General features: G+C 73.2%; 22 protein-coding genes. 9 read left to right on the top strand and 13 right to left on the bottom strand.

Annotated features, from left to right (window positions below):
* The first annotated feature begins 45 nt into the window (after positions 1 to 45).
* Positions 46 to 1,185, top strand: coding sequence for an ABC transporter ATP-binding protein (locus OF852_RS13145; protein ID WP_271119610.1), 1,140 nt, complete (start codon positions 46 to 48; stop codon positions 1,183 to 1,185).
* An 85-nt stretch (positions 1,186 to 1,270) separates the two neighbouring features.
* Positions 1,271 to 2,569, top strand: coding sequence for a DUF4032 domain-containing protein (locus tag OF852_RS13140; RefSeq protein WP_271119609.1), 1,299 nt, complete (start codon positions 1,271 to 1,273; stop codon positions 2,567 to 2,569).
* Between the two features lie 19 nt (positions 2,570 to 2,588).
* On the opposite strand, the gene rlmB is transcribed toward OF852_RS13140, so the two are convergent.
* Both rlmB and cysS read right to left on the bottom strand, forming a co-directional pair.
* Complete coding sequence (rlmB, locus tag OF852_RS13135; RefSeq protein ID WP_271119608.1) at positions 2,589 to 3,587, bottom strand: 23S rRNA (guanosine(2251)-2'-O)-methyltransferase RlmB; 999 nt, start codon at positions 3,585 to 3,587, stop codon at positions 2,589 to 2,591.
* The gene (gene cysS, locus OF852_RS13130; protein ID WP_271119607.1) at positions 3,584 to 4,993 is read right to left on the bottom strand and encodes a cysteine--tRNA ligase; all 1,410 of its coding nucleotides are present in this window, start codon (positions 4,991 to 4,993) and stop codon (positions 3,584 to 3,586) included. Before cysS ends, rlmB begins: the two co-directional genes overlap by 4 nt.
* A 43-nt stretch (positions 4,994 to 5,036) precedes the next feature.
* Between cysS and OF852_RS13125 the strand changes: the two genes are divergently transcribed.
* The gene (locus OF852_RS13125; protein ID WP_271119606.1) at positions 5,037 to 5,501 is read left to right on the top strand and encodes a GNAT family N-acetyltransferase; all 465 of its coding nucleotides are present in this window, start codon (positions 5,037 to 5,039) and stop codon (positions 5,499 to 5,501) included.
* A 27-nt stretch (positions 5,502 to 5,528) separates the two neighbouring features.
* On the opposite strand, the gene ispD is transcribed toward OF852_RS13125, so the two are convergent.
* The gene (gene ispD / locus OF852_RS13120; protein WP_271121178.1) at positions 5,529 to 6,698 is read right to left on the bottom strand and encodes a 2-C-methyl-D-erythritol 4-phosphate cytidylyltransferase; all 1,170 of its coding nucleotides are present in this window, start codon (positions 6,696 to 6,698) and stop codon (positions 5,529 to 5,531) included.
* Between the two features lie 25 nt (positions 6,699 to 6,723).
* On the bottom strand, positions 6,724 to 7,206 hold the full coding sequence (locus OF852_RS13115) for a CarD family transcriptional regulator (protein ID WP_271119605.1): 483 nt from the start codon (positions 7,204 to 7,206) through the stop codon (positions 6,724 to 6,726).
* 132 nt (positions 7,207 to 7,338) lie between these two features.
* Here OF852_RS13115 and OF852_RS13110 point away from each other — a divergent pair, with 132 nt between their 5' ends.
* Complete coding sequence (locus OF852_RS13110) at positions 7,339 to 7,851, top strand: hypothetical protein (RefSeq protein WP_271119604.1); 513 nt, start codon at positions 7,339 to 7,341, stop codon at positions 7,849 to 7,851.
* A 60-nt stretch (positions 7,852 to 7,911) separates the two neighbouring features.
* Here OF852_RS13110 and OF852_RS13105 read toward each other — a convergent pair whose 3' ends face one another.
* The 5 genes from OF852_RS13105 to OF852_RS13085 are packed head-to-tail and all read right to left on the bottom strand — an operon-like array spanning position 7,912 to position 12,929.
* A complete protein-coding gene (locus tag OF852_RS13105; protein WP_271119603.1) occupies positions 7,912 to 8,655 on the bottom strand; it encodes a FadR/GntR family transcriptional regulator in 744 nt (247 codons plus the stop codon).
* An 8-nt stretch (positions 8,656 to 8,663) separates the two neighbouring features.
* Entirely contained in the window at positions 8,664 to 9,437 is a 774-nt protein-coding gene (locus OF852_RS13100; RefSeq protein ID WP_271119602.1) for a 3-oxoacyl-ACP reductase, read from the bottom strand.
* 9 nt (positions 9,438 to 9,446) lie between these two features.
* Positions 9,447 to 10,808, bottom strand: coding sequence for an aldehyde dehydrogenase family protein (locus tag OF852_RS13095; protein WP_271119601.1), 1,362 nt, complete (start codon positions 10,806 to 10,808; stop codon positions 9,447 to 9,449).
* The gene (locus OF852_RS13090; RefSeq protein WP_271119600.1) at positions 10,805 to 11,584 is read right to left on the bottom strand and encodes a gamma-glutamyl-gamma-aminobutyrate hydrolase family protein; all 780 of its coding nucleotides are present in this window, start codon (positions 11,582 to 11,584) and stop codon (positions 10,805 to 10,807) included. The genes OF852_RS13095 and OF852_RS13090 overlap by 4 nt, the downstream gene beginning before the upstream one ends.
* The gene (locus OF852_RS13085; protein ID WP_271119599.1) at positions 11,565 to 12,929 is read right to left on the bottom strand and encodes a glutamine synthetase family protein; all 1,365 of its coding nucleotides are present in this window, start codon (positions 12,927 to 12,929) and stop codon (positions 11,565 to 11,567) included. Before OF852_RS13085 ends, OF852_RS13090 begins: the two co-directional genes overlap by 20 nt.
* A 209-nt stretch (positions 12,930 to 13,138) precedes the next feature.
* Between OF852_RS13085 and OF852_RS13080 the strand changes: the two genes are divergently transcribed.
* Positions 13,139 to 14,698 (top strand): amino acid permease, encoded by a 1,560-nt coding sequence (locus OF852_RS13080; RefSeq protein WP_271119598.1) that lies wholly within the window; start codon positions 13,139 to 13,141, stop codon positions 14,696 to 14,698.
* 69 nt (positions 14,699 to 14,767) lie between these two features.
* Here OF852_RS13080 and OF852_RS13075 read toward each other — a convergent pair whose 3' ends face one another.
* Both OF852_RS13075 and OF852_RS13070 read right to left on the bottom strand, forming a co-directional pair.
* Positions 14,768 to 16,357, bottom strand: coding sequence for an N-acyl-D-amino-acid deacylase family protein (locus tag OF852_RS13075; RefSeq protein WP_271119597.1), 1,590 nt, complete (start codon positions 16,355 to 16,357; stop codon positions 14,768 to 14,770).
* On the bottom strand, positions 16,357 to 17,619 hold the full coding sequence (locus OF852_RS13070; RefSeq protein ID WP_271119596.1) for an alanine racemase: 1,263 nt from the start codon (positions 17,617 to 17,619) through the stop codon (positions 16,357 to 16,359). The genes OF852_RS13075 and OF852_RS13070 overlap by 1 nt, the downstream gene beginning before the upstream one ends.
* Positions 17,620 to 17,711: 92 nt before the next feature.
* Here OF852_RS13070 and OF852_RS13065 point away from each other — a divergent pair, with 92 nt between their 5' ends.
* The 4 genes from OF852_RS13065 (at position 17,712) to OF852_RS13050 (ending at position 20,170) form a co-directional block, all read left to right on the top strand.
* On the top strand, positions 17,712 to 18,281 hold the full coding sequence (locus OF852_RS13065; protein ID WP_271119595.1) for a hypothetical protein: 570 nt from the start codon (positions 17,712 to 17,714) through the stop codon (positions 18,279 to 18,281).
* A gap of 98 nt (positions 18,282 to 18,379) precedes the next feature.
* On the top strand, positions 18,380 to 18,964 hold the full coding sequence (locus tag OF852_RS13060) for a hypothetical protein (protein WP_271119594.1): 585 nt from the start codon (positions 18,380 to 18,382) through the stop codon (positions 18,962 to 18,964).
* A gap of 44 nt (positions 18,965 to 19,008) precedes the next feature.
* The gene (locus tag OF852_RS13055) at positions 19,009 to 19,410 is read left to right on the top strand and encodes a RidA family protein (protein ID WP_271119593.1); all 402 of its coding nucleotides are present in this window, start codon (positions 19,009 to 19,011) and stop codon (positions 19,408 to 19,410) included.
* On the top strand, positions 19,388 to 20,170 hold the full coding sequence (locus OF852_RS13050) for an alpha/beta hydrolase (RefSeq protein WP_271119592.1): 783 nt from the start codon (positions 19,388 to 19,390) through the stop codon (positions 20,168 to 20,170). The genes OF852_RS13055 and OF852_RS13050 overlap by 23 nt, the downstream gene beginning before the upstream one ends.
* An 18-nt stretch (positions 20,171 to 20,188) precedes the next feature.
* Here the strand turns inward: OF852_RS13050 and OF852_RS13045 are convergent, their stop codons facing one another.
* Both OF852_RS13045 and OF852_RS13040 read right to left on the bottom strand, forming a co-directional pair.
* Positions 20,189 to 20,770 (bottom strand): DUF6036 family nucleotidyltransferase, encoded by a 582-nt coding sequence (locus OF852_RS13045; protein ID WP_271119591.1) that lies wholly within the window; start codon positions 20,768 to 20,770, stop codon positions 20,189 to 20,191.
* Positions 20,770 to 21,351: a hypothetical protein gene (locus OF852_RS13040; protein ID WP_271119590.1), complete on the bottom strand. Its 582-nt coding sequence runs from the start codon at positions 21,349 to 21,351 to the stop codon at positions 20,770 to 20,772. Before OF852_RS13040 ends, OF852_RS13045 begins: the two co-directional genes overlap by 1 nt.
* Between the last annotated feature and the right edge of the window lie 28 nt (positions 21,352 to 21,379).

Raw genomic sequence — 21,379 nt, 5'->3', positions numbered from 1 at the left:
ACGGATCGTCCGGCACGTACCTGCCGGTGAAGGAGAAGCACGATCATGGCATCTGTCACGTTCGACCAGGCGACGCGCCTGTACCCGGGCTCCACCAAGCCCGCGGTCGACAAGATCTCGATCGAGGTCGCCGACGGCGAGTTCCTCGTCCTCGTCGGCCCCTCGGGCTGCGGGAAGTCGACCACCCTCCGCATGCTGGCCGGCCTCGAGGAGGTCAACGACGGCCGCATCCTCATCGGCGATCGCGACGTCACCGACGTCCCGCCGAAGGACCGCGACATCGCGATGGTGTTCCAGAACTACGCGCTCTACCCGCACATGACCGTCGCCGAGAACATGGGCTTCGCGCTCAAGATCGCGGGCGTCGGCAAGGAGGAGCGTGCGCAGCGCGTCCTCGAGGCGGCGAAGCTCCTCGACCTCGAGCCCTACCTCGGTCGCAAGCCGAAGGCGCTCTCCGGCGGCCAGCGCCAGCGCGTCGCCATGGGCCGCGCGATCGTGCGCCAGCCGCAGGTCTTCCTCATGGACGAGCCGCTGTCGAACCTCGACGCGAAGCTCCGCGTCCAGACGCGCACGCAGATCGCCTCGCTCCAGCGCCGCCTCGGCGTCACGACCGTCTACGTCACGCACGACCAGACCGAGGCGCTCACCATGGGCGACCGCATCGCGGTCCTCAAGGACGGCCTCCTCCAGCAGGTCGGCACCCCGCGCGACCTCTACGAGCAGCCGAAGAACGTCTTCGTCGCCGGCTTCATCGGCAGCCCCGCCATGAACCTCTTCCAGGCGGACATCGTCGAGGGCGGCATCCAGTTCGGCACCGCGGTCGCGAAGGTCGAGCGGGATGCGCTCGCGAGCGCGACCGGCACGCAGGTCACGGTGGGCGTGCGCCCCGAGGACCTCACGGTCTCGACCTCGGGCGAGGGCCTCCAGGTGACGGTCGACCTCGTGGAGGAGCTCGGCGCCGACGGCTACCTCTACGGCCACACGGAGCTCGACGGCAAGCGCGTCGACGTCGTGACCCGCGTCGACGGCCGCTCGCACCCGAACGCGGGCGACAAGGTCGTCCTCGCCCCGGTGCCGCAGCACATCCACGCCTTCGACGTGGAGACCGGCGAGCGCCTCAACTCGGGCGCCATCGCGGCCAGCACCACGGTCGACGGCGCGACGACCGCCGCCCCGACCGCCTGAGCCGCGCCGCGACTCAGCACCCCGACGCTGCCGCGGTCCCCTCGGGGGCCGCGGCAGCGCCGTTCTCCCCGACCCCAGGAGCACGATGACCTCCCTCGCCATCACGGCCGCCGTCCCGGACGCCGCCCTCCTCGACCTCCCCTGGGATCTGCCGCTGGAGCTCTGGCCGGACGAGGCGATCGTCGCCCTCCCGAAGGGCATCTCCCGCCACCTCGTGCGCTTCGCGCACCTCGCCGGCTACGTCATCGCCGTGAAGGAGACCTCGGCGGAGCTCGCGCGCCGTGAATACGAGATGCTCCGCACCCTCCAGCGCATGGACATCCCCTGCGTCGACCCCGTCGCGGTCATCACGAACCGGCGCTCCGCCGAGGGCGAGGAGCTCTCGCCCGTGCTCGTCACGCGGCACCTCCGCTTCTCGCTGCCCTACCGGGCCCTCTACTCGCAGACCCTGCGTCCCGACACCGCGACCCGCCTCGTCGACGCCCTCGCCGTGCTGCTCGCCCGCCTCCACCTCATCGGCTTCTTCTGGGGCGACGTCTCGCTCTCGAACACCCTCTTCCGCCGCGACGCCGGCGCCTTCGCCGCCTACCTCGTGGACGCCGAGACCGGCAAGCTCTACGACGGCGGGCTCTCGAACGGGCAGCGCGAGAACGACCTCGAGATCGCGCGCGTCAACATCGCGGGCGAGCTGCTCGACCTCCAGGCGGGCGGCCGCCTCGACGAGGACCTCGACCCGGTGGATGTCGCCGACGGCATCGTCGCCGCCTACCGCGGCCTCTGGGCGGAGCTCACCGGCTCGCAGGTGTTCCCGCAGTCGGAGCGCTGGCGCATCAACGAGCGCGTCGAGCGCCTCAACGAGCTCGGCTACGACATCGAGGAGCTCTCCATCCGCACCGTCGCGGACGGCTCCGAGGTCCGCATCCAGCCCAAGGTCGTGGATGCCGGCCACCATTCGCGTCGGCTCCTCCGGCTCTCGGGCCTCGACGCGGGCGAGAACCAGGCGCGCCGCCTCCTCAACGACCTCGACGCCTACCGCGCGACCGGCGGTCGCGAGGAGATGGACGAGGAGATGGTCGCCCACGAGTGGCTCATGCGGGTCTTCGAGCCGGTCGTGCAGGCGATCCCGCGCGAGCTCCGCGGCAAGCTCGAGTCGGCGGAGGTCTTCCACCAGCTGCTCGAGCACCGCTGGTTCCTGTCGCAGCAGTCCGGCCGCAGCATCCCCCTCGCGGAGGCGCTCACCGACTACATCGACAACGTGCTCCGCCACCGCCGCGACGAGATGACGGTCGTCGCGCCGCAGACGGAGGCCATCCAGATCCCCGGGGGCGCGGTCGACGGGATCGACGACGGCGAGGACGACGCCGACTGGATGTCGAAGGTCTGACGCCGCCGGGACGCGTGCGCTACTCCCCGCGCAGCTTCGCGATCTCGTAGAGGGCGACGCTCGCCGCGATCCCCGCGTTGAGCGACTCGGTCGAGGCGGAGATCGGGATGCTCACGATCGCGTCGCAGGTCTCCGTGACGAGACGCGAGAGGCCCTTGCCCTCGCTGCCGACGACGAGCACGACGGGACGATCCGCGAACTCGAGCCCCGGCAGCTGCACGTCGCCGCCGCCGTCGAGGCCGAGCACGAACACGCCGCGGTCCTTCAGCGCCTTGAGGCTCTGCGTCAGGTTCGAGGCCATCGCGACGGGGATGCGGCTCGCCGCACCCGCCGAGGTGCGCCACGCGGAGGCGGTCAGCCCGACCGAGCGGCGCTGCGGCACGATGACGCCGTGGCCGCCGAAGGCCGCCGTCGAGCGGATGATCGCGCCGAGGTTGCGCGGGTCGGTGACGCCGTCGAGGGCGACGAGCAGCGGGGTCTGCCCGCGCTCCTCGACCTGGTCGAGCAGATCCTCGGGGTGCGCGTACTGGTAGGCGGGCACCTGGATCGCGAGCCCCTGGTGCACGCCGTCGGGCCCGGCCATGCGGTCGAGCTCGGTGCGCATCACCTCGAGGATGGGGATGCCGCGCTTCTGCGCGAGCGACAGCGCCTCCTTGACGCGGTCGTCCATCTCGATGCGGGTCGCGAGGTAGAGCGTCTTCGCCGGGATGCGGGCGCGCAGCGCCTCGAGGACGGCGTTGCGGCCGGTGACGAGCTCGCCGTCCTCCGCCTTCCGCGCGCGGCCGCGGCCGCTTCCGGCGCCCCCGCCGGCCCCCTGCTGGCGCCCCTTGCCGTGCCGGGCCTGGACGGCCTCCAGCCGGTCCTTCGCGGCCTTCCGCTTGCCGGCGACGTGCCAGCTGCGGTCCTCCGCCTTCGGCGTCGGCCCCTTTCCTTCGAGGGCGCGTCGGCCGTTGCCGCCGGTGCCCGCCGAGGGGCCCTTCTTCGTCTTGCGTGCGCCGGGGCGCCCGGGCTTGGTCATGCCAGCCTCCACTTCGCGCCCGCGGGCGTGTCGTCGATCACGATGCCGGCGGCCGAGAGCTCCTCGCGGATGCGGTCGGCGGCGGCGTAGTCCTTGGCGGCGCGCGCGGCGTCGCGGTCCTCGAGGAGGCGGCGCACGAGCGCGTCGAGCGCGGTCGCCTGCGCGGCGTCACCGGCGGCGCTCCCCCACTCGGGCGCAGCCGGGTCGAGGCCGAGCACGCGCAGCATCGCGCGGACCTCGGCGGCCGCCCGGGTCGCGGCGGCCGCATCCCCGGCGTCCAGCGCGCTGTTGCCGGCGCGCACCGTCTCGTGGAGCACGGCGAGGGCCTGCGGCGTCGAGAGGTCGTCGTCCATCGCGAGCGCGAAGGCCTCCGGCACCGGCGGCGCACCCGCCTCCGAGCCCTCGCCGAGCTGGGATGCGGTGCGGTCGAGGAAGGCCTCGATCCGCTCGAAGGCGGCCGTCGCCTCGGCGAGCGAGCCCGTCTGATAGTCGATCGTCGAGCGGTAGTGCGCGCTCGCGAGGTAGTAGCGGAGCACGATCGGCCGCGCGGCGCCGAGGAGCTCGGCTGCGAAGACCGAGTTGCCGAGCGACTTCGACATCTTCTGGCCCTCGACGTTGACGAGGCCGTTGTGGAGCCAGTGCGTCGCGAAGGGGTCGCCCGCGGCGCTCGACTGCGCGAGCTCGTTCTCGTGGTGCGGGAAGCGCAGGTCGAGCCCGCCGCCGTGGATGTCGAAGGCCTCGCCGAGGTAGCGCCGCGACATCGCGGAGCACTCGATGTGCCAGCCCGGTCGCCCCGCGCCCCACGGCGAGGGCCAGGAGGCGGAGGCCGGCTCTCCCGGCTTCGTCCCCTTCCAGAGGGCGAAGTCGCGCGGGTCGCGCTTGCCGCGCGTCGCGGCGTCGGGCGAGTCCGCCATGTCCTCGAGGCGCTGGCGCGTGAGGGCGCCGTACTCGGACCAGGTGCGGACATCGAAGTAGACGTCGCCCGAGCCGTCCTCGGCCGGGTACGCGTGCCCGCGGCCGATGAGCTGCTCGACGAGCTCCAGCATCTGGCCGATGCTCGCCGTCGCCCGCGGCTCGTAGCTGGGCGGCAGGATGCCGAGCGCGGCATATGCGGCCGTGAACTCGAGCTCCATGCGGTAGGCGAGCGCCCACCACTCCTCGCCGTCGCGGGCGTTGTCGAGCACCTTGTCGTCGATGTCGGTCACGTTCCGGACGAGCGTCACCTCGAGGCCGCGCGCCGACATCCACCGGCGCCACAGGTCGTAGACGAGGGCGCTGCGGAGGTGGCCGATGTGCGGCGCGGACTGGACCGTCGGCCCGCAGACGTAGAGCCCGACACGGCCGTCGACGAGGGGCACCAGGTCGCGGAGGGCCTGGGCGCGCGTGTCGTAGAGCCGGATCGTCACCGTGGAAGTCTAACGAGCCGCTTCGCGCGGCTACGCTCGCACCATGCCCGAGCTCGCCTTCCGCGTCGACGACCTCGAGGGCGAGGCGACCCGGGCGCTCGTCGCCCTCCACCTCGCCGGCATGGCCGACTCGACGCCGCCCGAGAGCATCTTCGCGCTCGATGTCGAGGAGCTGCGCGGCGCGGACGTGACGTTCTGGTCGGCCTGGTCGGGCGAGGAGCTCGTCGGCATCGGCGCGCTCAAGCGGCTCGACGAGGAGGCCGGCGAGCTCAAGTCGATGCGCGTCGCGGACGCCTTCCGCGGCACGGGCGCCGGCCGCGCCATCCTGCGGCACATCGTCGAGGTCGCGCGGGAGCGCGGGATGCGGACGCTCTGGCTCGAGACGGGCAGCCCCGAGGACTTCCTCCCCGCGCGCCGCCTCTACGCGAGCGAGGGCTTCGCGGAGTGCGGCCCCTTCGGCGAGTACGCGGAGAACCCGTTCTCGGTGTTCATGACGCGCGCGCTCTGAGCGACCCGCGCCGCGGCGCGCCTGCCCTCAGGCGGAGGCCGTGATGAGCGCCGTCGCGATCGCCATGAGGCCCTCGCCGCGCCCGCTGAGGCCGAGCCCGTCGGCCGTCGTCGCGGAGACGCTGACGGGCGCCCCGAGGAGCTGCGTCAGCCGCGTCTCGATCTCGACCCTGCGGCCCGTGAGCCGCGGGCGGTTCGCGACGACCTGCACCGCGACGTTGCCGACCGCGTAGCCCGCGCCGTCGACGAGGGCGAGCGTCTCGCGCAGGAAGACCTCGCTGCGCGCGTCGGCGTACTCCGTCGCGCTCGAGCCGAAGCGCGTCCCGAGGTCGCCGAGCCCGGCCGCCGAGAGCAGCGCGTCGCAGATCGCGTGGATGAGCGCATCCCCGTCGCTGTGGCCCGCCAGCCCGGGCTCGTCGGGCCAGTACAGGCCGCCGAGCCACATCGGCGAGCCCTCGTCGTAGGCGTGCACGTCGATGCCGACGCCCGTGCGGATGCCGGTCGAGACACCGAGCACGTTCTCCGCCCGGCGCAGATCCCACGGGGTCGTGATCTTGAAGGCGCGCGCCTCGCCCTCGACGGTGATGACGCGGCCGCCCGCGGCCGAGAAGAGCGCCGCGTCGTCGGTGTGCTCGGCCGCCGCGGCTGCGTAGGCGGCATCCAGCTCGGCGCGCGGGAAGCCCTGCGGCGTCTGCACGTGCACGAGCTCGCTGCGGTCGACCGTCTCGAGCACCGTCTCGCCGTCGACGCGCTTGATGGTGTCGCTCACGGGGAGCGCGGGGATGACGCCCGTGCCGCTCGAGCGGACGGCGCGGACGACGCGGTCGATGAGCGCCGGGGGCGTGAGCGCCCGCGCGGCGTCGTGGACGAGCACCGTGTCGACCTCGGCGCCGAGTGCCGCGAGGCCCGCCGCGACGGAGGTCTGCCGGCTCGCGCCGCCCGCGACGACCGAGAGCGCATCACTGGCCGGCCCCGCGACGCGCTGTGCGATCCGGGTCGCCGTCGCGAGATGCGAGGCGGGCGCCACCACGACGATCTGCGCGGGCTCGATCGAGTCGAGCACGCCGTGCAGGCAGCGTTCGAGGATCGTCTGCCCGCGCACCTCGACGAAGGCCTTGGGCTCCTCGCGCCCGAGGCGCGTGCCGCTGCCCGCGGCCACGACGATGATCGCGAGTCGGGGGGCGGTCACGATCGGGATGCCGGGAGCGGGCGCTCGGCCGGAGTCAGGAGGCGAGGACCTCGTCGAGCACGGTGGAGGCCTTCTCCTCGTCCGTCTTCTCGGCGAGGGCGAGCTCCGACACGAGGATCTGGCGCGCCTTCGCGAGCATGCGCTTCTCGCCCGCCGAGAGGCCGCGGTCCTGGTCGCGGCGCCACAGGTCGCGGACGACCTCGGAGACCTTGATGACATCGCCCGAGGCGAGCTTCTCGAGGTTGGCCTTGTACCGGCGGCTCCAGTTGGTGGGCTCCTCGGTGAAGGGGGCGCGCAGCACCTCGAACACGCGGTCCAGGCCGTCCTGGCCGATGACGTCGCGGACGCCGACGAGGTCGACGTTCTCGGCAGGGACCTCGATCGTGAGGTCTCCCTGCGTGACGTTGAGCTTCAGGTAGAGCTTCTCCTCGCCCTTGATGATTCGCTTCTTGACCTCGGTGATCGTTGCAGCACCGTGGTGGGGGTAAACGACCGTCTCGCCGACCTCGAAGATCATGGAGTTGTATCCTTCCGCAGACCTGCGATTCTATCACAGCGATCTTTGAGTTAGGCGGGCCTAAGTCGGCCGGCCGCCCGCGGCGCACTATGCTGGAGAGCGCTGTCGACCGACGTTTCTGGAGGGTCCCCCGTGAGAGCACGCGCCGCGGCATCCATCGCACTCGCCGCGCTTCTCGCGACCGGCATGGCCGGATGCAACTTCGTCACCACGCAGGCGACGACCTTCCGATACGACCCCAGCGACGGGCGCTCGGCGGACGTCGGCGACCTGCAGCTGCGCAACATCCTCGCGGTCACCGAGGACGGCGCCGACGCGAACCTCGTCCTCATCGGCGTCAACCGCTCGAGCGATCCCATCGACCTCATCGCGCAGGTCGGCGAGGGCGCGGACCGCACCGCCGTCTCCGTCACGCTCGAGCCCGGGTCCAACCGGATCGGCTACGGCGAGCTCGGGCAGCTGCTCTTCAGCGACATCGATGCGCCCGCCGGCTCGCTGCTCGACGTCTACTTCCAGTACGGCGACGAGGCAGGCCGCCAGGTCCCGGTCCCCGTCGTCGACGGCGAGCTGCCCGAGTACGAGGACCTGCTCCCCATGCCGATCCCGACGCCGAGCGGCACCCCGAGCGACGAGCCCGAGGCCTAGGCCCGCGACTCGTCCCGAGACGCGAGCGACTGCGTCGCGCGCTCCTCGACGAGCGGCGGCCTACCCGAGGAACCCGCGCAGCAGCAGCGCCGAGCCCGCGAGGTGCTCGCGCATCGCGGCCGCCGCGCGGTCGGGCCGGCCCGCGAGGATCGCGACGACGATCGCCTCGTGCTGCGCGTCCGAATGGTCGATCGCGCGCGGGAGCAGCGGGAAGGCATCCAGCAGCTCCGCGTTCCGCGCCCGGCTGTCGGCGATGAGCGGCACGAGCGAGGGGATGCCGGCGAGCTCCGCGATCGAGAGATGCAGCCGGCTGTCGAGGCGGCGGTACTCCTGGGGCGCCGCATCCCGGGTCTCCTCGTAGCGGGTCCAGAGCGCCTCGCGCTCGTCGGCGCCGAGCGCGCGCCCCGCGGCCGCGCGCGCGGCGCCCGTCTCGAGGGTCTCGCGCAGCCCCAGCACGTCCTCGAGCTCGCCGCGCGCGAGGCGCGGCGCAGCCGCCGCATCCGGCACGGGCAGCTCGTCGACCACGAAGGTGCCGCCGTAGCGGCCGCGGCGCGAGACGAGGTAGCCCGCGTCGGCGAGCTCCCGGATCGCCTCGCGCACCGTGTCCCGGCTCACGGTGAAGCGCGCCGCGAGCTCCCGCTCGGGCGGCAGCGCGCCGCCCGGCGCGACGGCCCCGAGGCGGATCGTCTGCATGAGCCGGGCGACCGTGTCCTCGAGCGCGTTCCCCGCGCGCAGCGGGCGGAACACGACATCGCCGACCGGGTCGGAGGCGACCCGGCCGGGCGTCGACGGCTCCCCCGGCATCCCGACCCCTACAGCGGCGTCACATAGGCGGAGCTGATGCCGCCGTCGACGAGGAAGGTGGAGGCGGTGATGAAGGAGGCGTCGTCGCTCGCGAGGAACGCCACCGCGGCGGCGAGCTCCTCGGGCTCCGCGAAGCGCCCGACGGGCACGTGGATGAGGCGGCGGGCGGCGCGCTCGGGGTCCTTCGCGAAGAGCTCCTTGAGGAGCGGCGTGTTCACCGGGCCCGGGCAGAGCGCGTTGACGCGGACGCCCTGGCGCGCGAACTGCACGCCGAGCTCGCGGGTCATCGCGAGCACGCCGCCCTTGGAGGCCGTGTACGAGATCTGCGAGGTCGCGGAGCCGAGGACCGCCACGAAGGAGGCCGTGTTGATGATGGAGCCCCGGCCCGCTCTCGTCATGTGCCGGAGTGCGGCGCGCGAGCAGAGGTAGACGGAGGTGAGGTTGACCTGCTGCACGCGATCCCAGGCCTCGATCTCGGTCGTCTCGATCGAGTCGTCGTCGGGCGGCGAGATGCCGGCGTTGTTGAAGGCGATGTCGACGGAGCCGAAGAGCTCCGCCGCACGGTCGAAGAGGTGGTCGACCTCCTCCTTGCTCGTGACGTCGACCTTCACGAAGACGCCGCCGACGGACTCCGCGGCCGCCTCGCCCGAGGCCGGGTCGATGTCGCCGATCACGACCTTCGCGCCCTCCGCGGCGAAGCGCGTCGCGGTGGCGAGGCCGATCCCGCTCGCGCCGCCCGTGATGACGGCGGTGCGGCCGGCGAGTCGCTGGGTGAGGTCCATCTGGCTCCTTTATCCGTTGCTGAGGAAGACGTTCTTGGTCTCGGTGAACGCCACGGCCGCATCCGGTCCGAGCTCTCGGCCGATGCCGGACTGCTTCATCCCGCCGAAGGGCGTGGAGTAGCGCACCGAGGAATGCGAGTTGACGCTGAGGTTCCCGGCCTCGACGGCGCGCGAGACGCGGATCGCGCGGCCGAGATCCCGCGTCCAGATGGAGCCCGCGAGGCCGTAGACGGTGTCGTTGGCGAGGGCGATCGCGTCGGCCTCGTCGTCGAAGGGGAGGACGCTGACGACCGGTCCGAAGATCTCCTCCGTGACGACGCGGTCGGCGCGGGATCCGGGCAGCAGCACGGTCGGCGGCACCCAGAAGCCGGGGCCCTCGGGCGCGGTGCCCTGGAAGGCGACGGGCGTGCCGAGCTCGAGGTAGCCGCGCACCTTGTCGCGGTGGGCGACCGAGACGAGCGGGCCCATCTCGGTCGACTCCTCCCCGGGGCGCCCGACGCTGACGGCCTTGACGGCCGGCTCGAGCAGCTCGAGGAATCGGTCGAGGGCGCGACGCTCCACGAGGATGCGGCTGCGCGCGCAGCAGTCCTGGCCCGCGTTGTCGAAGACGGCGCCGGGGGCGCTCGCGGCGGCGGCCTCGAGGTCGGCATCGGCGAAGACGACGTTGGCGCTCTTGCCGCCGAGCTCGAGGGTGACCTGCTTGACGTGCCGCGCGCAGCCCGCCATGACCTTCCGGCCGGTCTCGGTCGAGCCGGTGAACACGATCTTGCGGACGTCCGGATGCGCGACGAGGCGCTCGCCGACGACGGCGCCCGGCCCGGGCAGCACCTGGAGCAGCCCCTCCGGGAGCCCGGAGGCGAGGGCGAGCTCGGCGAGCCGGAGCGCCGTGAGCGGCGTCCACTCGGCGGGCTTGAGGATGACGGCGTTGCCGGCGGCGAGCGCCGGCCCGAAGCCCCACGCGGCGATCGTCATCGGGAAGTTCCACGGCACGATGATCCCGACGACGCCGATCGGCTCGTGGAAGGTCACATCCAGTCCGCCCGCGACCGGGATCTGGCGGCCGTTGAGGCGCTCGGGGAACCCGGCGCTGTACTCGAGCACGTCGCGGACGTGGCCCGCCTCCCAGCGCGCCGAGCCGATCGGGTGGCCGGAGTTGCGGACCTCGAGCCGCGCGAGCTCCTCGACGGCGCCGTCGACGGCGTCCGCGAAGCGGCGGAGCGCCTGCGCCCGGTCGGCGGGGGCGAGCGCCGCCCAGCCGCGCTGGGCGCGGACCGCGCGGGCGACCGCCGCATCCACCTCCTCGACGGGGGTGTCGGGGACCTCGCGGATGACGGACTCGTCGCTCGGGTCGATGAGCACGGCGGCGCTCATGCCGACACCGCCTCGGGGACCGGCCAGCCGGCCTCCGCCCATTCGCGCGCCGCGTCGACGAGCCCGCTGAAGAGCCGGATGTCCTCGGGCGCCTCCTCGGGGTGCCACTGCACGGCGACGCCGTAGCGGGCCCCGTCGAGCTCGATCGCCTGGATCGTGCCGTCGTCGGAGCGGGCGGTCACGAGCAGCCCATCGCCCACCTGGTCGACCGCCTGGTGGTGGTAGCTCTGCACGCCGAGCACCGGGGTCGCCGCGAGGGTGTCGCCGATGACGGTGTCCTGGTCGATCGTGACCGAGTTCGTCGTGAAGACGCCGCCGCCCGCGTTGTAGCGCATCGAGCCGACGAGGTCGGGCAGGTGCTGGTGGAGCGTCCCGCCGCGGTGCACGTTGAGCACCTGGAGGCCGCGGCAGATGCCGAGGAAGGGGGTGCCGCGCTCGATGGCGGCGGCGAGGAGCGCATCCTCCCAGTCGTCGCGGTCGCGCCGTGGCGCATCCGTCTCGGGATGCGGCGCCTGGCCGTAGCGGGCCGGGTCCACATCCTTGCCGCCCGTCACGATGAGCCCGTCGAGGCGGTCGACGACCGCGGCGGCCGTGTGCTCGCCGAGCGGCTGCGGGGGCAGGAGCACGGGGATCGCGCCCGCCTTCACGACCGCATCGAAGTACACCTTCGGCAGGAAGGCGGCGGGGACATCCCACACGCCCGTCTTCGCCTGCTCGAGGTAGGTCGTCAGGCCGATGACGAGCGGACGGCCGGTCTCAGAACCGCTCGAAGCCACGTACGCGCTCCCAATCCGTGACCGCGGCGTCGAAGGCGGTGAGCTCGACGCGCGCGTTGTTGACGTAGTGCTCGACGACCTCGGCGCCGAAGACCTCGCGGGCGATCTCGCTGCGCTCGAAGAGCTCGGCCGCCTCCCGCAGGGTCGTCGGGACGCGCGGCGCGTCGGAGCCGTAGGCGCTGCCCGCGAGCGGCGCCGGCAGCTCGAGCTCGTGCTCGATGCCGTACAGCCCGCCCGCGATGATGGCGGCGGTCGCGAGGTAGGGGTTCACGTCTCCCCCCGGCACCCGGTTCTCGACCCGGAGGCTCTGCCCCCGGCCGACGACGCGGAGCGCGCAGGTGCGGTTGTCGTTGCCCCAGGCGACCGCGGTGGGCGCGAAGCTGCCCTCCGCGAAGCGCTTGTAGGAGTTGATGTTCGGGGCGAAGAGGAGGCTGAACTCGCGCATCGTGTGGACGAGCCCCGCGATCCAGTGCTCCATGAGCCTCGAGAAGCCGTGCTCGCCCTCGCCCGCCATGACGGCCTCCCCGTCGGCGCCGCGCACCGAGAGGTGGATGTGGCAGCTGTTGCCCTCGCGCTCGTTGAACTTGGCCATGAAGGTGAGCGCCTTGCCGTGCTGGTCCGCGATCTCCTTCGCGCCGTTCTTGTAGATGACATGGTTGTCGCAGGTCGCGAGCGCCTCGGCGTAGCGGAAGGCGATCTCCTGCTGGCCCAGGTTGCACTCGCCCTTGACGCCCTCGCAGTACATGCCGGCGCCCTCCATGCCGAGGCGGATCTCGCGCAGCAGCGGCTCCATGCGGGTGGAGGCCATGAGAGCGTAGTCGATGTTGTAGTCGGAGGCGGGGGTGAGCCCCTCGTACTTCTTCGCCCAGGCGCCGCGGTAGCTCTCGTCGAACACGATGAACTCGAGCTCGGTGCCGACGAAGGGGGTGAGGCCGCGCTCGGCGAGGCGGCCGATCTGGCGCTTCAGGATCTCGCGCGGCGAGGGCGCGACGGGCCGCTCGTCCATCGTGAGGAGGTCGGCCATGACGAGCGCGGAGCCCGGCAGCCAGGGCACGAGCCGGAGCGTGTCGAAGTCGGGCTTGAGGATCATGTCGCCGTAGCCGGTCTCCCAGCTCGAGATCGCGTAGCCGTCGACGGTGTTCATCTCGACGTCGACCGCGAGCAGGTAGTTGCAGGCCTCCGCGCCGTGCGCCGCCACCTCCTCCGCGAACAGGCGGCCCGCGACGCGCTTGCCGACGAGGCGGCCCTGCATGTCGGCGAAGGCGAGGATGACGGTGTCGATCTCGCGCCGCGAGATGAGCTGCTCGAGCTCCTCCAGCGCGAGGTTCCCGGAGCGGACGCTCATGTCTGATCTCCCGTCTTGACGCATCCAATGCGCGCGATGCCGACCATTGAACCACAGCGCCGTCGGGCCGAGAGGCCGATGATTTCACATGTTCGTCACATCCAAAGGTAGACACCGGGTACCAATAGGGCCATGCTCGGTGGGCAAGCGCATCCCCCCTGTGCGCCTGCCCGCCTGGCGGGTCAGCGACCCCGAACGGAAGGCGGAACATGGCCGAGAACAGGAAGGTCCGCGGCGTCACGTACACGTCGGCGGGCGAGGACTACTTCGCGAAGCGGAAGCTCCGGCGATCGGCCGGCGTCTGGGGCCTCTGGGGCCTCGCCGTCGCGGCCGTCATCTCGGGCGACTTCTCCGGGTGGAACTTCGGCATCGACTTCGCCGGCTTCGGCGGGATGCTCATCGCCTTCGTCGTCCTCGTCGTCATGTACTACGGCCTCACCTTCTCGATCGGCGAGATGGCGGCCGCGATGCCGCACACGGGCGGGGCGTACTCCTTCGCACGCAGCGCGATGGGCCCGTGGGGCGGCCTCGCGACGGGCCTCGCGGAGACCATCGAGTACGTCGCCACGACGGCCGTCGTCGTGTACTTCTCGGCGAGCTACGCCGACGGCATCACGAGCGAGCTCCTCGGCGTGAGCCTGCCCGGCCCGGTCTGGTGGGCGATCCTCTACGCGATCTTCATCGCGCTGAACGCCGCCGGCGCGAACGTCTCGTTCCGCTTCGCGATCGTCGTCTCGATCATCTCGATCGGCATCCTCGTCGCCTTCGGCGTCATGGCGCTCGTCTCGGGCGCCTTCGACTGGTCCTCGCTCTGGAACATCGCGCCCGACCCGGCCGCGCTCGGCTCCTCCGAGTTCCTGCCGCACGGGGTGCTCGCGATCCTCTTCGCCCTCCCCTTCGCCATGTGGTTCTTCCTCGGCATCGAGGAGCTGCCGCTCGCGGCGGAGGAGTCGCACGAGCCCGCCCGCGACATCCCGCGCGCCGGACTCTGGGCGCGCGGCACGCTCATCGTCACCGGCCTCATCGTGCTGTTCCTCAACACGGGGGTGCTCGGGGCGGAGGCGACCGGCACCTCGCTCGAGCCGCTCCTCCAGGGCTTCGCCGTGATCGTCGGCGATCAGGCCGCCGCCGTGCTGTCGCTGCTCGCGCTCGTCGGCCTCTTCGCCTCCCTGATGGGCATCATGTTCGCCTACGGGCGGAACATGTACTCGCTCTCGCGGGCCGGCTACTACCCGAAGGCCTTCTCGCTCACGGGCAAGCGCGAGACGCCGTGGGTGGCGCTCGTGGTGGGCGCCGTCATCGGGTATCTCGCCCTCGTCGTCGTCCAGCTCGCGGGCGGGGATGCGAGCCCGGCCGGCGCGATCGTGCTCAACATCGCGGTCTGGGGCGCGGTCGTCGCGTACTTCATGCAGATGGTGTCGTTCATCGTGCTGCGGAAGAAGTTCCCGAAGGCGGCGCGGCCCTATGTCAGCCCCTGGGGGCTGTTCGGCGCGTGGTCGGCGGCGATCATCGCGGCCTTCGTGTTCTTCGGCTTCCTGCTCAACCCGACGTTCCTGCCGGCGATCGTCGCGATCATCGTCATCTACGTGCTCATCTTCATCGGCTTCGCCGTCTACGGCCGCCACCGCCTCGTGCTCTCGCCCGAGGAGGAATACGCGCTCTCGGGCGGGCTCCACGGCGACCCGCAGAAGGAGGGCTACGACACAATGGAGGCCGAGGTGCTCGGCGGCGAGCCGCTCGCCGAGGACCCGGACCACCCGTCGAGGTGACTTTCTCCGCATTCGCCGCGCGGATCCGCGCGGCGAATGCGGAGAAACTCACATGGCGGAGGGCGCGGGCTACGGGCGCAGGACGCGGCCCGCGACGGCCGCCGTGCGCGCGCCGTCCGCGATGGCGGGCTCGCCGTTCACGAGGACCCACGACATCCCCTCCGCGGGCTGTCGCGGGTCCTCGTAGCTCGCGCGGTCGGCGACGCGCGCCGGGTCGAAGGCGACGACATCCGCGGCCGCGCCCTCCCGCAGCACGCCGCGGTCGGCGAGGCCCAGGCGCCGCGCGGGCGTGCCGGCGAGGTGCCGCACGGCCTCCTCGAGCCCGAGCACGCCGAGCTCGCGCGTGTAGTGCGCGAGCACCCGCGCGAAGGCGCCCCAGCCGCGCGGGTGCGGCCGGGCGCCGACGAGGATGCCGTCGCTCCCGACCGAGTGGGCGGGATGCCGCATGATCGCGCGCACGTTGTCCTCGTCGCCGACGTGCATGAGGATCCCGGTCGCGAGCCGGTCGTCGCGCATGAGGTCGAGGGCGACGCCCGTCGCGTCGTCGGGGCGCCCCGCGCGCACGGCGAGCTCGGCCACGGTCGCGCCGACCGCATCCCCGAGCGCCGGATCGCCGACGCCCGAGATCTGCATGGCCGTCCAGTCGACCGTCTCGCCGTGGGCGCCGTCGGATCCGGTCACGTCGAGCGCCTCGCGGATCCGCGCCCGCTCGGCGCCGTCATCGAGCCGGGCGAGCGCGGCATCCGGGCCGCCCTCGTGCGCCCAGCTCGGGAGCAGCGCCGCGAGCGTCGTCGCGCCCGCGAGATAGGGGTAGGTGTCGAGCGTCACGTCGACGCCCTCGGCGAGCGCCCCGTCGACGAGCTCGAGGAGCGCATCGGCACGGCCCCGGTTCGCCGCGAAGTTCATGGTCGCGTGCGTGAGGTGGAGGGCGCAGCCGGCACGACGGGCGATCCGCACCGCCTCCGCATAGGCCTCGAGCGCACCCCGGCCGTAGCCGCGGGTGTGCGGCGCCCAGTAGCCGCCCCGCCGCCCGACCACCTCGCAGAGCGCCGTGAGCTCGGCCTCGTCGGCGTACATGCCGGGCGTGTAGGTGAGCCCGCTCGACATGCCGACCGCGCCCGCCGCGAGCGACTCGTCGAGCATGCCGCGCATGGCATCCACCTCGGCGGCGGTCGCGGCACGAGCGGACGACCCGATCGCGAGGAGACGCAGGTTGCCCTGCGGCACGAGCACGGCGGCGTTCGTCGGGATGCCGTGGTCGAGCTCCGCGAGGTAGCCGGCCATGCCCCGCCAGCGGAAGGCCTCGGCGGGCAGGTCGCCGTTCCACGACGAGATCTGGCGCCGCACCAGCGCGAGCGCCGCGTCGTCGACGGGGGCGTAGCCGATGCCGTCCTGCCCGAGCACCTGGGTGGTGACGCCCTGCGCGAGCTTCGCGAGGTGCTCGCGGTCGCGCAGCAGCTCGAGGTCGGAATGCGCGTGCATGTCGATGAAGCCGGGTGCGATGACGAGGCCGCGCGCGTCGATCTCGCGGTCCCCGTCCCGCGCGGGCAGCTCGCCGAGCGCGGCGATCCGGCCGCCCTCGACCGCGAGATCGCCGCGTCGGCGGGGCGCGCCGGTGCCGTCGACGAGCTCGCCGCCCCGGACGACGAGGCGGGCCATCAGAACCAGGTCTCCAGCATCCCGACGAGCCGCGGCGAGGCCGCGCGGGCGTCGTCGAGCTCGGGCAGGACCCGCCAGCGGTCGATCGCGGTGCAGGGATGCGAGATGCCGAGCTCGACGACGTCGCCGGGACGCAGCGCGGCGTCCGCGGGCAGCTCGAGGTAGGCGTGCTGGTCGTTGAGGCCGGTCACGCGCCACCCGTCGATGCGGCGGCCGTCGCGGTGCAGCGGGATGGGGAGGTCGAGGTCGTAGGAGAGGTCGCGTCGCCCGGCGTCGAGGATCGCGAGGCCGGGCTCGGGGCGGGAGAGGACCCGCGCGTATGCCCGCAGGGCCGGGACGAGATGGGGCGCGCCGCCGTCCGCGGATCCCGCGAAGGGCGAGATGCCCGCGTAGAACCCGTCGTCGTGGACCTGGAAGGCGCCCGAGCGGAGCACCGCCCGAGCCCCGCCCGCGCCCGTCGCGCGCGCGGCGAGCGGCGCGAGCGCCTCCGCGACGAGATCCGGCCAGGCACTGCCGCCGGCCGTGATGACCGGCCGCGACGCCTCGAGCAGCTCCTCCGCGCGCAGCCGCTCCAGCAGCTCGACCAGCCGCGCGAGGTAGCCGCGCACGCTCGCGGCCGCCTCCTCGGTGCGCGCGCCGCCGAAGCTGCCCTCGTAGCCGGCGACGCCGACGAGCCGCACGCCCGCAGCGGCGCGGGCCAGGCGCGCGATCGCCACGGCATCCTCGAGCTCACGGACCCCCGCGCGGCCGCCGGGGCCGCCGAGCTCCACGAGGACGTCGATCGGGCTGGCGCCCGCGACCCGGTCGAGCAGCGCGACCCCCTCGGGCGAGTCCACCCAGCAGGCGAAGCGGAAGTCCGGGTCGCGGTCGAGCTCGCCGGCGATCCACGCGGCCCCCGAGGGGTCGAGCAGCTCGTTCGCGAGGATCACGCGCCGGACCCCGGCCGAGCGCGCCGCCTGGACCTGCCAGGGGGTCGCGAGCGTGATCGCCGTGGCGCCCGCGTCGAGGAGCCGCCGCCAGAGCACGGGCGACATGGTCGTCTTGCCGTGCGGGGCGAGCTCGAGGCCGCGCGCGGCCGCCCAGTCGGCGACGAGGCGGGTGTTCGCGTCGCCCGCCGCACGGTCGAACGCGAGGAGCGGCGTGGGGAGGTCGGCGAGGCCGAGGCCCGCGTCCCCCGCCTCCGCGACCCGCATCCCCCACAGTGCGGGCGGCGCGCCCTTCGTCCGAGCGTCGATGACCGTCTCGCCGTGCGGCTCGCGCATAGCCCCTCCAGGTGTCGCCTCGATGGACTCCACGTTAATGCGCCCCGTTCTGGGACGTTCCCGATCCGAGCGACGGCCGTAGCTTTGCTCCCATGAGGCGTATCGGGATCGCAGTGCTCGCCGTCGGCATGCTCGCGCTGGCGGGGTGCTCGGCATCCGCGCCGGAGGCCGGCAGCTCGTCCTCCCCCTCGCCGGAGGTCGTGCCGCTCGCCGACCAGGAGATCGGCACCGAGGACCTCAGCGCGGACGGCCACATCCTCAAGGAGAAGGGCGACCTCGCCCGGCTCGTCGACGACTCGGGCACGGGCATCGCCTCGTACACGGTGTCGTCGATCAAGATCGACCCCAAGTGCACCTCCAGCTCCGCGGCGAAGCCCGTCAACGGCCACTTCCTGCTCCTCGACCTCGAGATCGAGACCGCGGCCGACGCGCCCGCGCTCGACTTCGGCGCCGCATCCTGGTCGTCGACGAGCACCTCCGGCGGCCTCCTCGAGGACATCGTCGGGAACGCCGACACCTGCATGGGCCCCGCCTCGAAGCTCCCGAGCGAGATCGGCCCCGGCGAGAAGCGCGGCGGCACCGTCGTGCTCGACGTCGCCGCGGTCGCGGGCGTCGTGACCCTCGACCTCGGCGGCCCCTCGCCGTGGGACTGGCGCTACTGACCCGAGGCGGCTGACCCCCCGGACTGGGGCGCGTCGATCCACCCGGCCTCCACCGGATCGTCGTCGAGCGTTCACGCGCGGCTCGTAGCGTCCGCGACATGAGATCCGCCCGAGCCCTGCTGCCCGCCGCCGCCGTCCTCCTCGCGCTCGCGGGGTGCTCGGCGCCCGCCGCCGAGGCCGACCCCGCGGAGCCGGCGGATGCCGAGGCGCCCGCCGAGACGAGCGCGCCGAGCGCCTCCGCGGCCGGCCCCGCGAGCCACTGGCCGAGCGGCGCCGTCGCGAAGCGCACGGGCGACATCGCCTCCCTCTCGCTCGACGGCACGACGGTCGCGACCTTCTCGGTCGAGGAGATCTCGGTCGACCCCTCGTGCACCCGCGCCGACCAGGCGCCCTCGGTGAACGGCCACTTCATCCAGCTCGACCTCCGCGTGAAGACGACGGCGGCGCTCGAGGGGACCCTCGACATCACCGCGCCGGCGTGGTCGTATGTCGGCGACGACGGAACCGTGATCGGGGATGTCGTGGGCGCCTCCGCCACCTGCCTCGGCCTCTCGAAGGCGATGCCGACGACGGTCGCCGCGGGCGAGACCCGCAACGGCGCGATCGTCCTCGACGTGCCGGACGCCGCGGGCGCGCTCATCCTCGACCTCGGCGGCGAGCAGAGCTGGGGCTACCGCTTCTGAGGGGCGCGGAGGCCGCGCGCGACGGCGGCCGCTAGCGTGGGGGCGTGACGAAGCAGCGCATCGAGACCACCGGCGCCCCGGCGCCCGCCCACACCTTCTCGCAGGGCATCCGCAAGGGGCCGATCCTGCAGGTCTCCGGGCAGGGTCCCGTGGACCCCGCGACGAGCGAGTACCTCTTCCCCGGCGACGTCGCCGCCCAGACGACGCGCACGCTCGAGAACGTGCGGGCGATCGTGGAGGCCGGCGGCGCGAGCTTCGAGGATGTCGTCATGCTCCGCGTCTACCTCACGACCCGCGACGACTTCGCCGCCATGAACGAGGCCTACGGCGCCTTCGTGACCGAGCACGTGCCGAGCGGCGTGCTCCCCTCTCGGACGACCGTGTTCACCGGCCTCCCCCGCGCGGAGATGCTCGTGGAGATCGATGGCCTCGCCGTCGTCGACTGATCGACGGCGTCGCCGGGCTCGCCGCCGCGCCCGGTTCGCGCTCGGCGCGGGCGCGCTCGTCGTCGTGGTCGCCGGGGCCCTCGCCTGGGCGGCGAGCCCCTTCGTCGCGGAGCCCCGGGCGCTCGCCTCGGCGCGGGCGCTCGCCGGGCTCGAGGTGGTCGAGACCGCGGAGGCCGTGGTGCTCGCGCCGGCTGATCCAGGCCCCACCGGGCTCGTCGTCATCGCGGGCGCCCGCGTCGAGCCGGCCGCCTACGCGTGGAAGCTGTCGGCCGCGGCCGAGGCCGGCATCCCGGTCGTGATCGCGCGCCCGACGCTCGGCTTCGCGATCGCCGACACCCGCTCGCTCGCGGAGCTCACGGCCCCCGGCGCGGCGGCCGGCGTGACGGGCGTCGAGCGCTGGATCGTCGGCGGGCACTCCCTCGGCGGGGTGCGGGCCTGCGCGCTCGCGGCGGACCCGGCGTCGGAAGCCGTTGGGCTGCTGCTCCTCGGCGCCTACTGCGCCGACGACCTCGCCGACTCCGAGCTCCCCGTGCTCACGCTCGCCGCCGAGCGCGACGGCCTCTCGACGCCCGCGAAGATCGCGGACGCCGCGCACCTCCTCCCCGCGAGCGCGCGGCTCGTGGAGCTGCCGGGCGCGGTGCACGCCCAGTTCGGCGACTACGGGTCGCAGCCGGGCGACGGCGTGCCGACGGCGGGCGATGACGAGGTGCGCGAGGAGATCGGGGATGCGGTGATCGCCTTCGCCGGCGCGCTCGGCTGAGGGGCGTGAGCCGGCCGCTCAGTCCGAGCGGGCGCGCGACCTGCGGGTCGTCCGCCGTGCGGCTGCGTCGATCGCCTGCCTCGCCATCATGAGGTAGTCGTCGCGCGACTCCGTGAGGACGAGCGATTCCTCGCCGTAGGCGGCGAAGGCGATCTCGACGAGCCGCTCGGGCTCGAGGATCCCCGCGTGCCGCGCGAGCATGCCGAGGTCGGCGAGGTCCTGCTCTCGCGACGCCGCCAGCTTCATCGCGATGAGGTCCTCGATGTCGGCGATCGTCAGCGTCACCCCGGCCGACGCGGGCTCCGCCCGATGCCGTGGGGGGAGGAACGGGGCACCGCTCGCGTTCAGCCAGTCCGGCGGGAGGCGCATCTCCTCGGCGATCCGGGCGACGAGGCGCAGGACTTCCGTCGCCGGCCTCACGACGGCGTCGATGTCGGTCGTGAACCTGGTCTCGGCGTCGTCCGGGAATCGGAGGGCGATCGCCGAGCCGCCGAAGACGTAGATGTCCGCATCGATGCCCGCGGCGTCCAGACGGCTCACCAGGAGGTCGAGGAGCCGCCGCACCTCGGCGGGGTCCATCTCGTGCTCGAGTCGGCGCATCAGGCCTGCGTGAGGCTTCGCTCGTCGATGAAGATGCCGAGCCGCCGGAGGTGATCCGGGGTCGACCGCTCCGCCCGCTCGCGGAGCGCCGGGAACTCGGAGATGAACCACGGCTCGTCGAGCCGGCTCGTCCTCGTCCATGCCGGGCGCAGCCCGCGGGGCAGTGCGTGCGCGTAGCTCGCGCGGAAGAGGGTGTCCCATCGGCGATCGGGCAGGGGTGTCGGGGCGAGGTCGATCTCCGTCGGGTCGATGAGGTCGAGGTGCTCGGCGAGTTCTGCGACCGCGTGGGTGAGCAGCCGGAGCGGGAACGCGGGCTCCCGGCGCTCGAGGAGCGCATCGGCCAGCGAGTCCGCGACGCGGTACGGGGCGTATCTCGACATGCGGCCCCCGGTCCCGGCGGTCATCCGGAGCTCGGCGCCCATGGCCGCCAGGGCAGCACGGAGCGTCGCGAGCTTGATCGTCCCCTCGGACTCCGAGCGCTCGAGCTGGGAGACCGCGCTCGGGGTGACCTGCAGGCGCGCGGCGAGCTCGCCGACGCCGATTCCGGCTGCGTGCCGAGTGGACTTGATCATCGATGACATCGCCGGCCTCCTCTCTTCAAAATGTAGC

This window comes from Homoserinibacter sp. YIM 151385, from assembly GCF_027912415.1.
In the GTDB taxonomy this organism is placed as follows: domain Bacteria; phylum Actinomycetota; class Actinomycetes; order Actinomycetales; family Microbacteriaceae; genus Schumannella.
This window is presented reverse-complemented; position numbering and strand designations above follow the sequence as displayed.

What these genes read in the sequence shown, in the direction of transcription:
- OF852_RS13145 (WP_271119610.1), top strand. Translation starts at nt 46, where the DNA reads ATGGCATCTGTCACGTTCGACCAGGCGACGCGCCTGTACCCGGGCTCC.
- OF852_RS13140 (WP_271119609.1), top strand. Translation starts at nt 1,271, where the DNA reads ATGACCTCCCTCGCCATCACGGCCGCCGTCCCGGACGCCGCCCTCCTC.
- rlmB (WP_271119608.1), bottom strand. Translation starts at nt 3,587, where the DNA reads ATGACCAAGCCCGGGCGCCCCGGCGCACGCAAGACGAAGAAGGGCCCC.
- OF852_RS13125 (WP_271119606.1), top strand. Translation starts at nt 5,037, where the DNA reads ATGCCCGAGCTCGCCTTCCGCGTCGACGACCTCGAGGGCGAGGCGACC.
- OF852_RS13115 (WP_271119605.1), bottom strand. Translation starts at nt 7,206, where the DNA reads ATGATCTTCGAGGTCGGCGAGACGGTCGTTTACCCCCACCACGGTGCT.
- OF852_RS13105 (WP_271119603.1), bottom strand. Translation starts at nt 8,655, where the DNA reads ATGCCGGGGGAGCCGTCGACGCCCGGCCGGGTCGCCTCCGACCCGGTC.
- OF852_RS13100 (WP_271119602.1), bottom strand. Translation starts at nt 9,437, where the DNA reads ATGGACCTCACCCAGCGACTCGCCGGCCGCACCGCCGTCATCACGGGC.
- OF852_RS13095 (WP_271119601.1), bottom strand. Translation starts at nt 10,808, where the DNA reads ATGAGCGCCGCCGTGCTCATCGACCCGAGCGACGAGTCCGTCATCCGC.
- OF852_RS13085 (WP_271119599.1), bottom strand. Translation starts at nt 12,929, where the DNA reads ATGAGCGTCCGCTCCGGGAACCTCGCGCTGGAGGAGCTCGAGCAGCTC.
- OF852_RS13080 (WP_271119598.1), top strand. Translation starts at nt 13,139, where the DNA reads ATGGCCGAGAACAGGAAGGTCCGCGGCGTCACGTACACGTCGGCGGGC.
- OF852_RS13075 (WP_271119597.1), bottom strand. Translation starts at nt 16,357, where the DNA reads ATGGCCCGCCTCGTCGTCCGGGGCGGCGAGCTCGTCGACGGCACCGGC.
- OF852_RS13070 (WP_271119596.1), bottom strand. Translation starts at nt 17,619, where the DNA reads ATGCGCGAGCCGCACGGCGAGACGGTCATCGACGCTCGGACGAAGGGC.
- OF852_RS13065 (WP_271119595.1), top strand. Translation starts at nt 17,712, where the DNA reads ATGAGGCGTATCGGGATCGCAGTGCTCGCCGTCGGCATGCTCGCGCTG.
- OF852_RS13060 (WP_271119594.1), top strand. Translation starts at nt 18,380, where the DNA reads ATGAGATCCGCCCGAGCCCTGCTGCCCGCCGCCGCCGTCCTCCTCGCG.
- OF852_RS13050 (WP_271119592.1), top strand. Translation starts at nt 19,388, where the DNA reads ATGGCCTCGCCGTCGTCGACTGATCGACGGCGTCGCCGGGCTCGCCGC.
- OF852_RS13045 (WP_271119591.1), bottom strand. Translation starts at nt 20,770, where the DNA reads ATGCGCCGACTCGAGCACGAGATGGACCCCGCCGAGGTGCGGCGGCTC.
- OF852_RS13040 (WP_271119590.1), bottom strand. Translation starts at nt 21,351, where the DNA reads ATGTCATCGATGATCAAGTCCACTCGGCACGCAGCCGGAATCGGCGTC.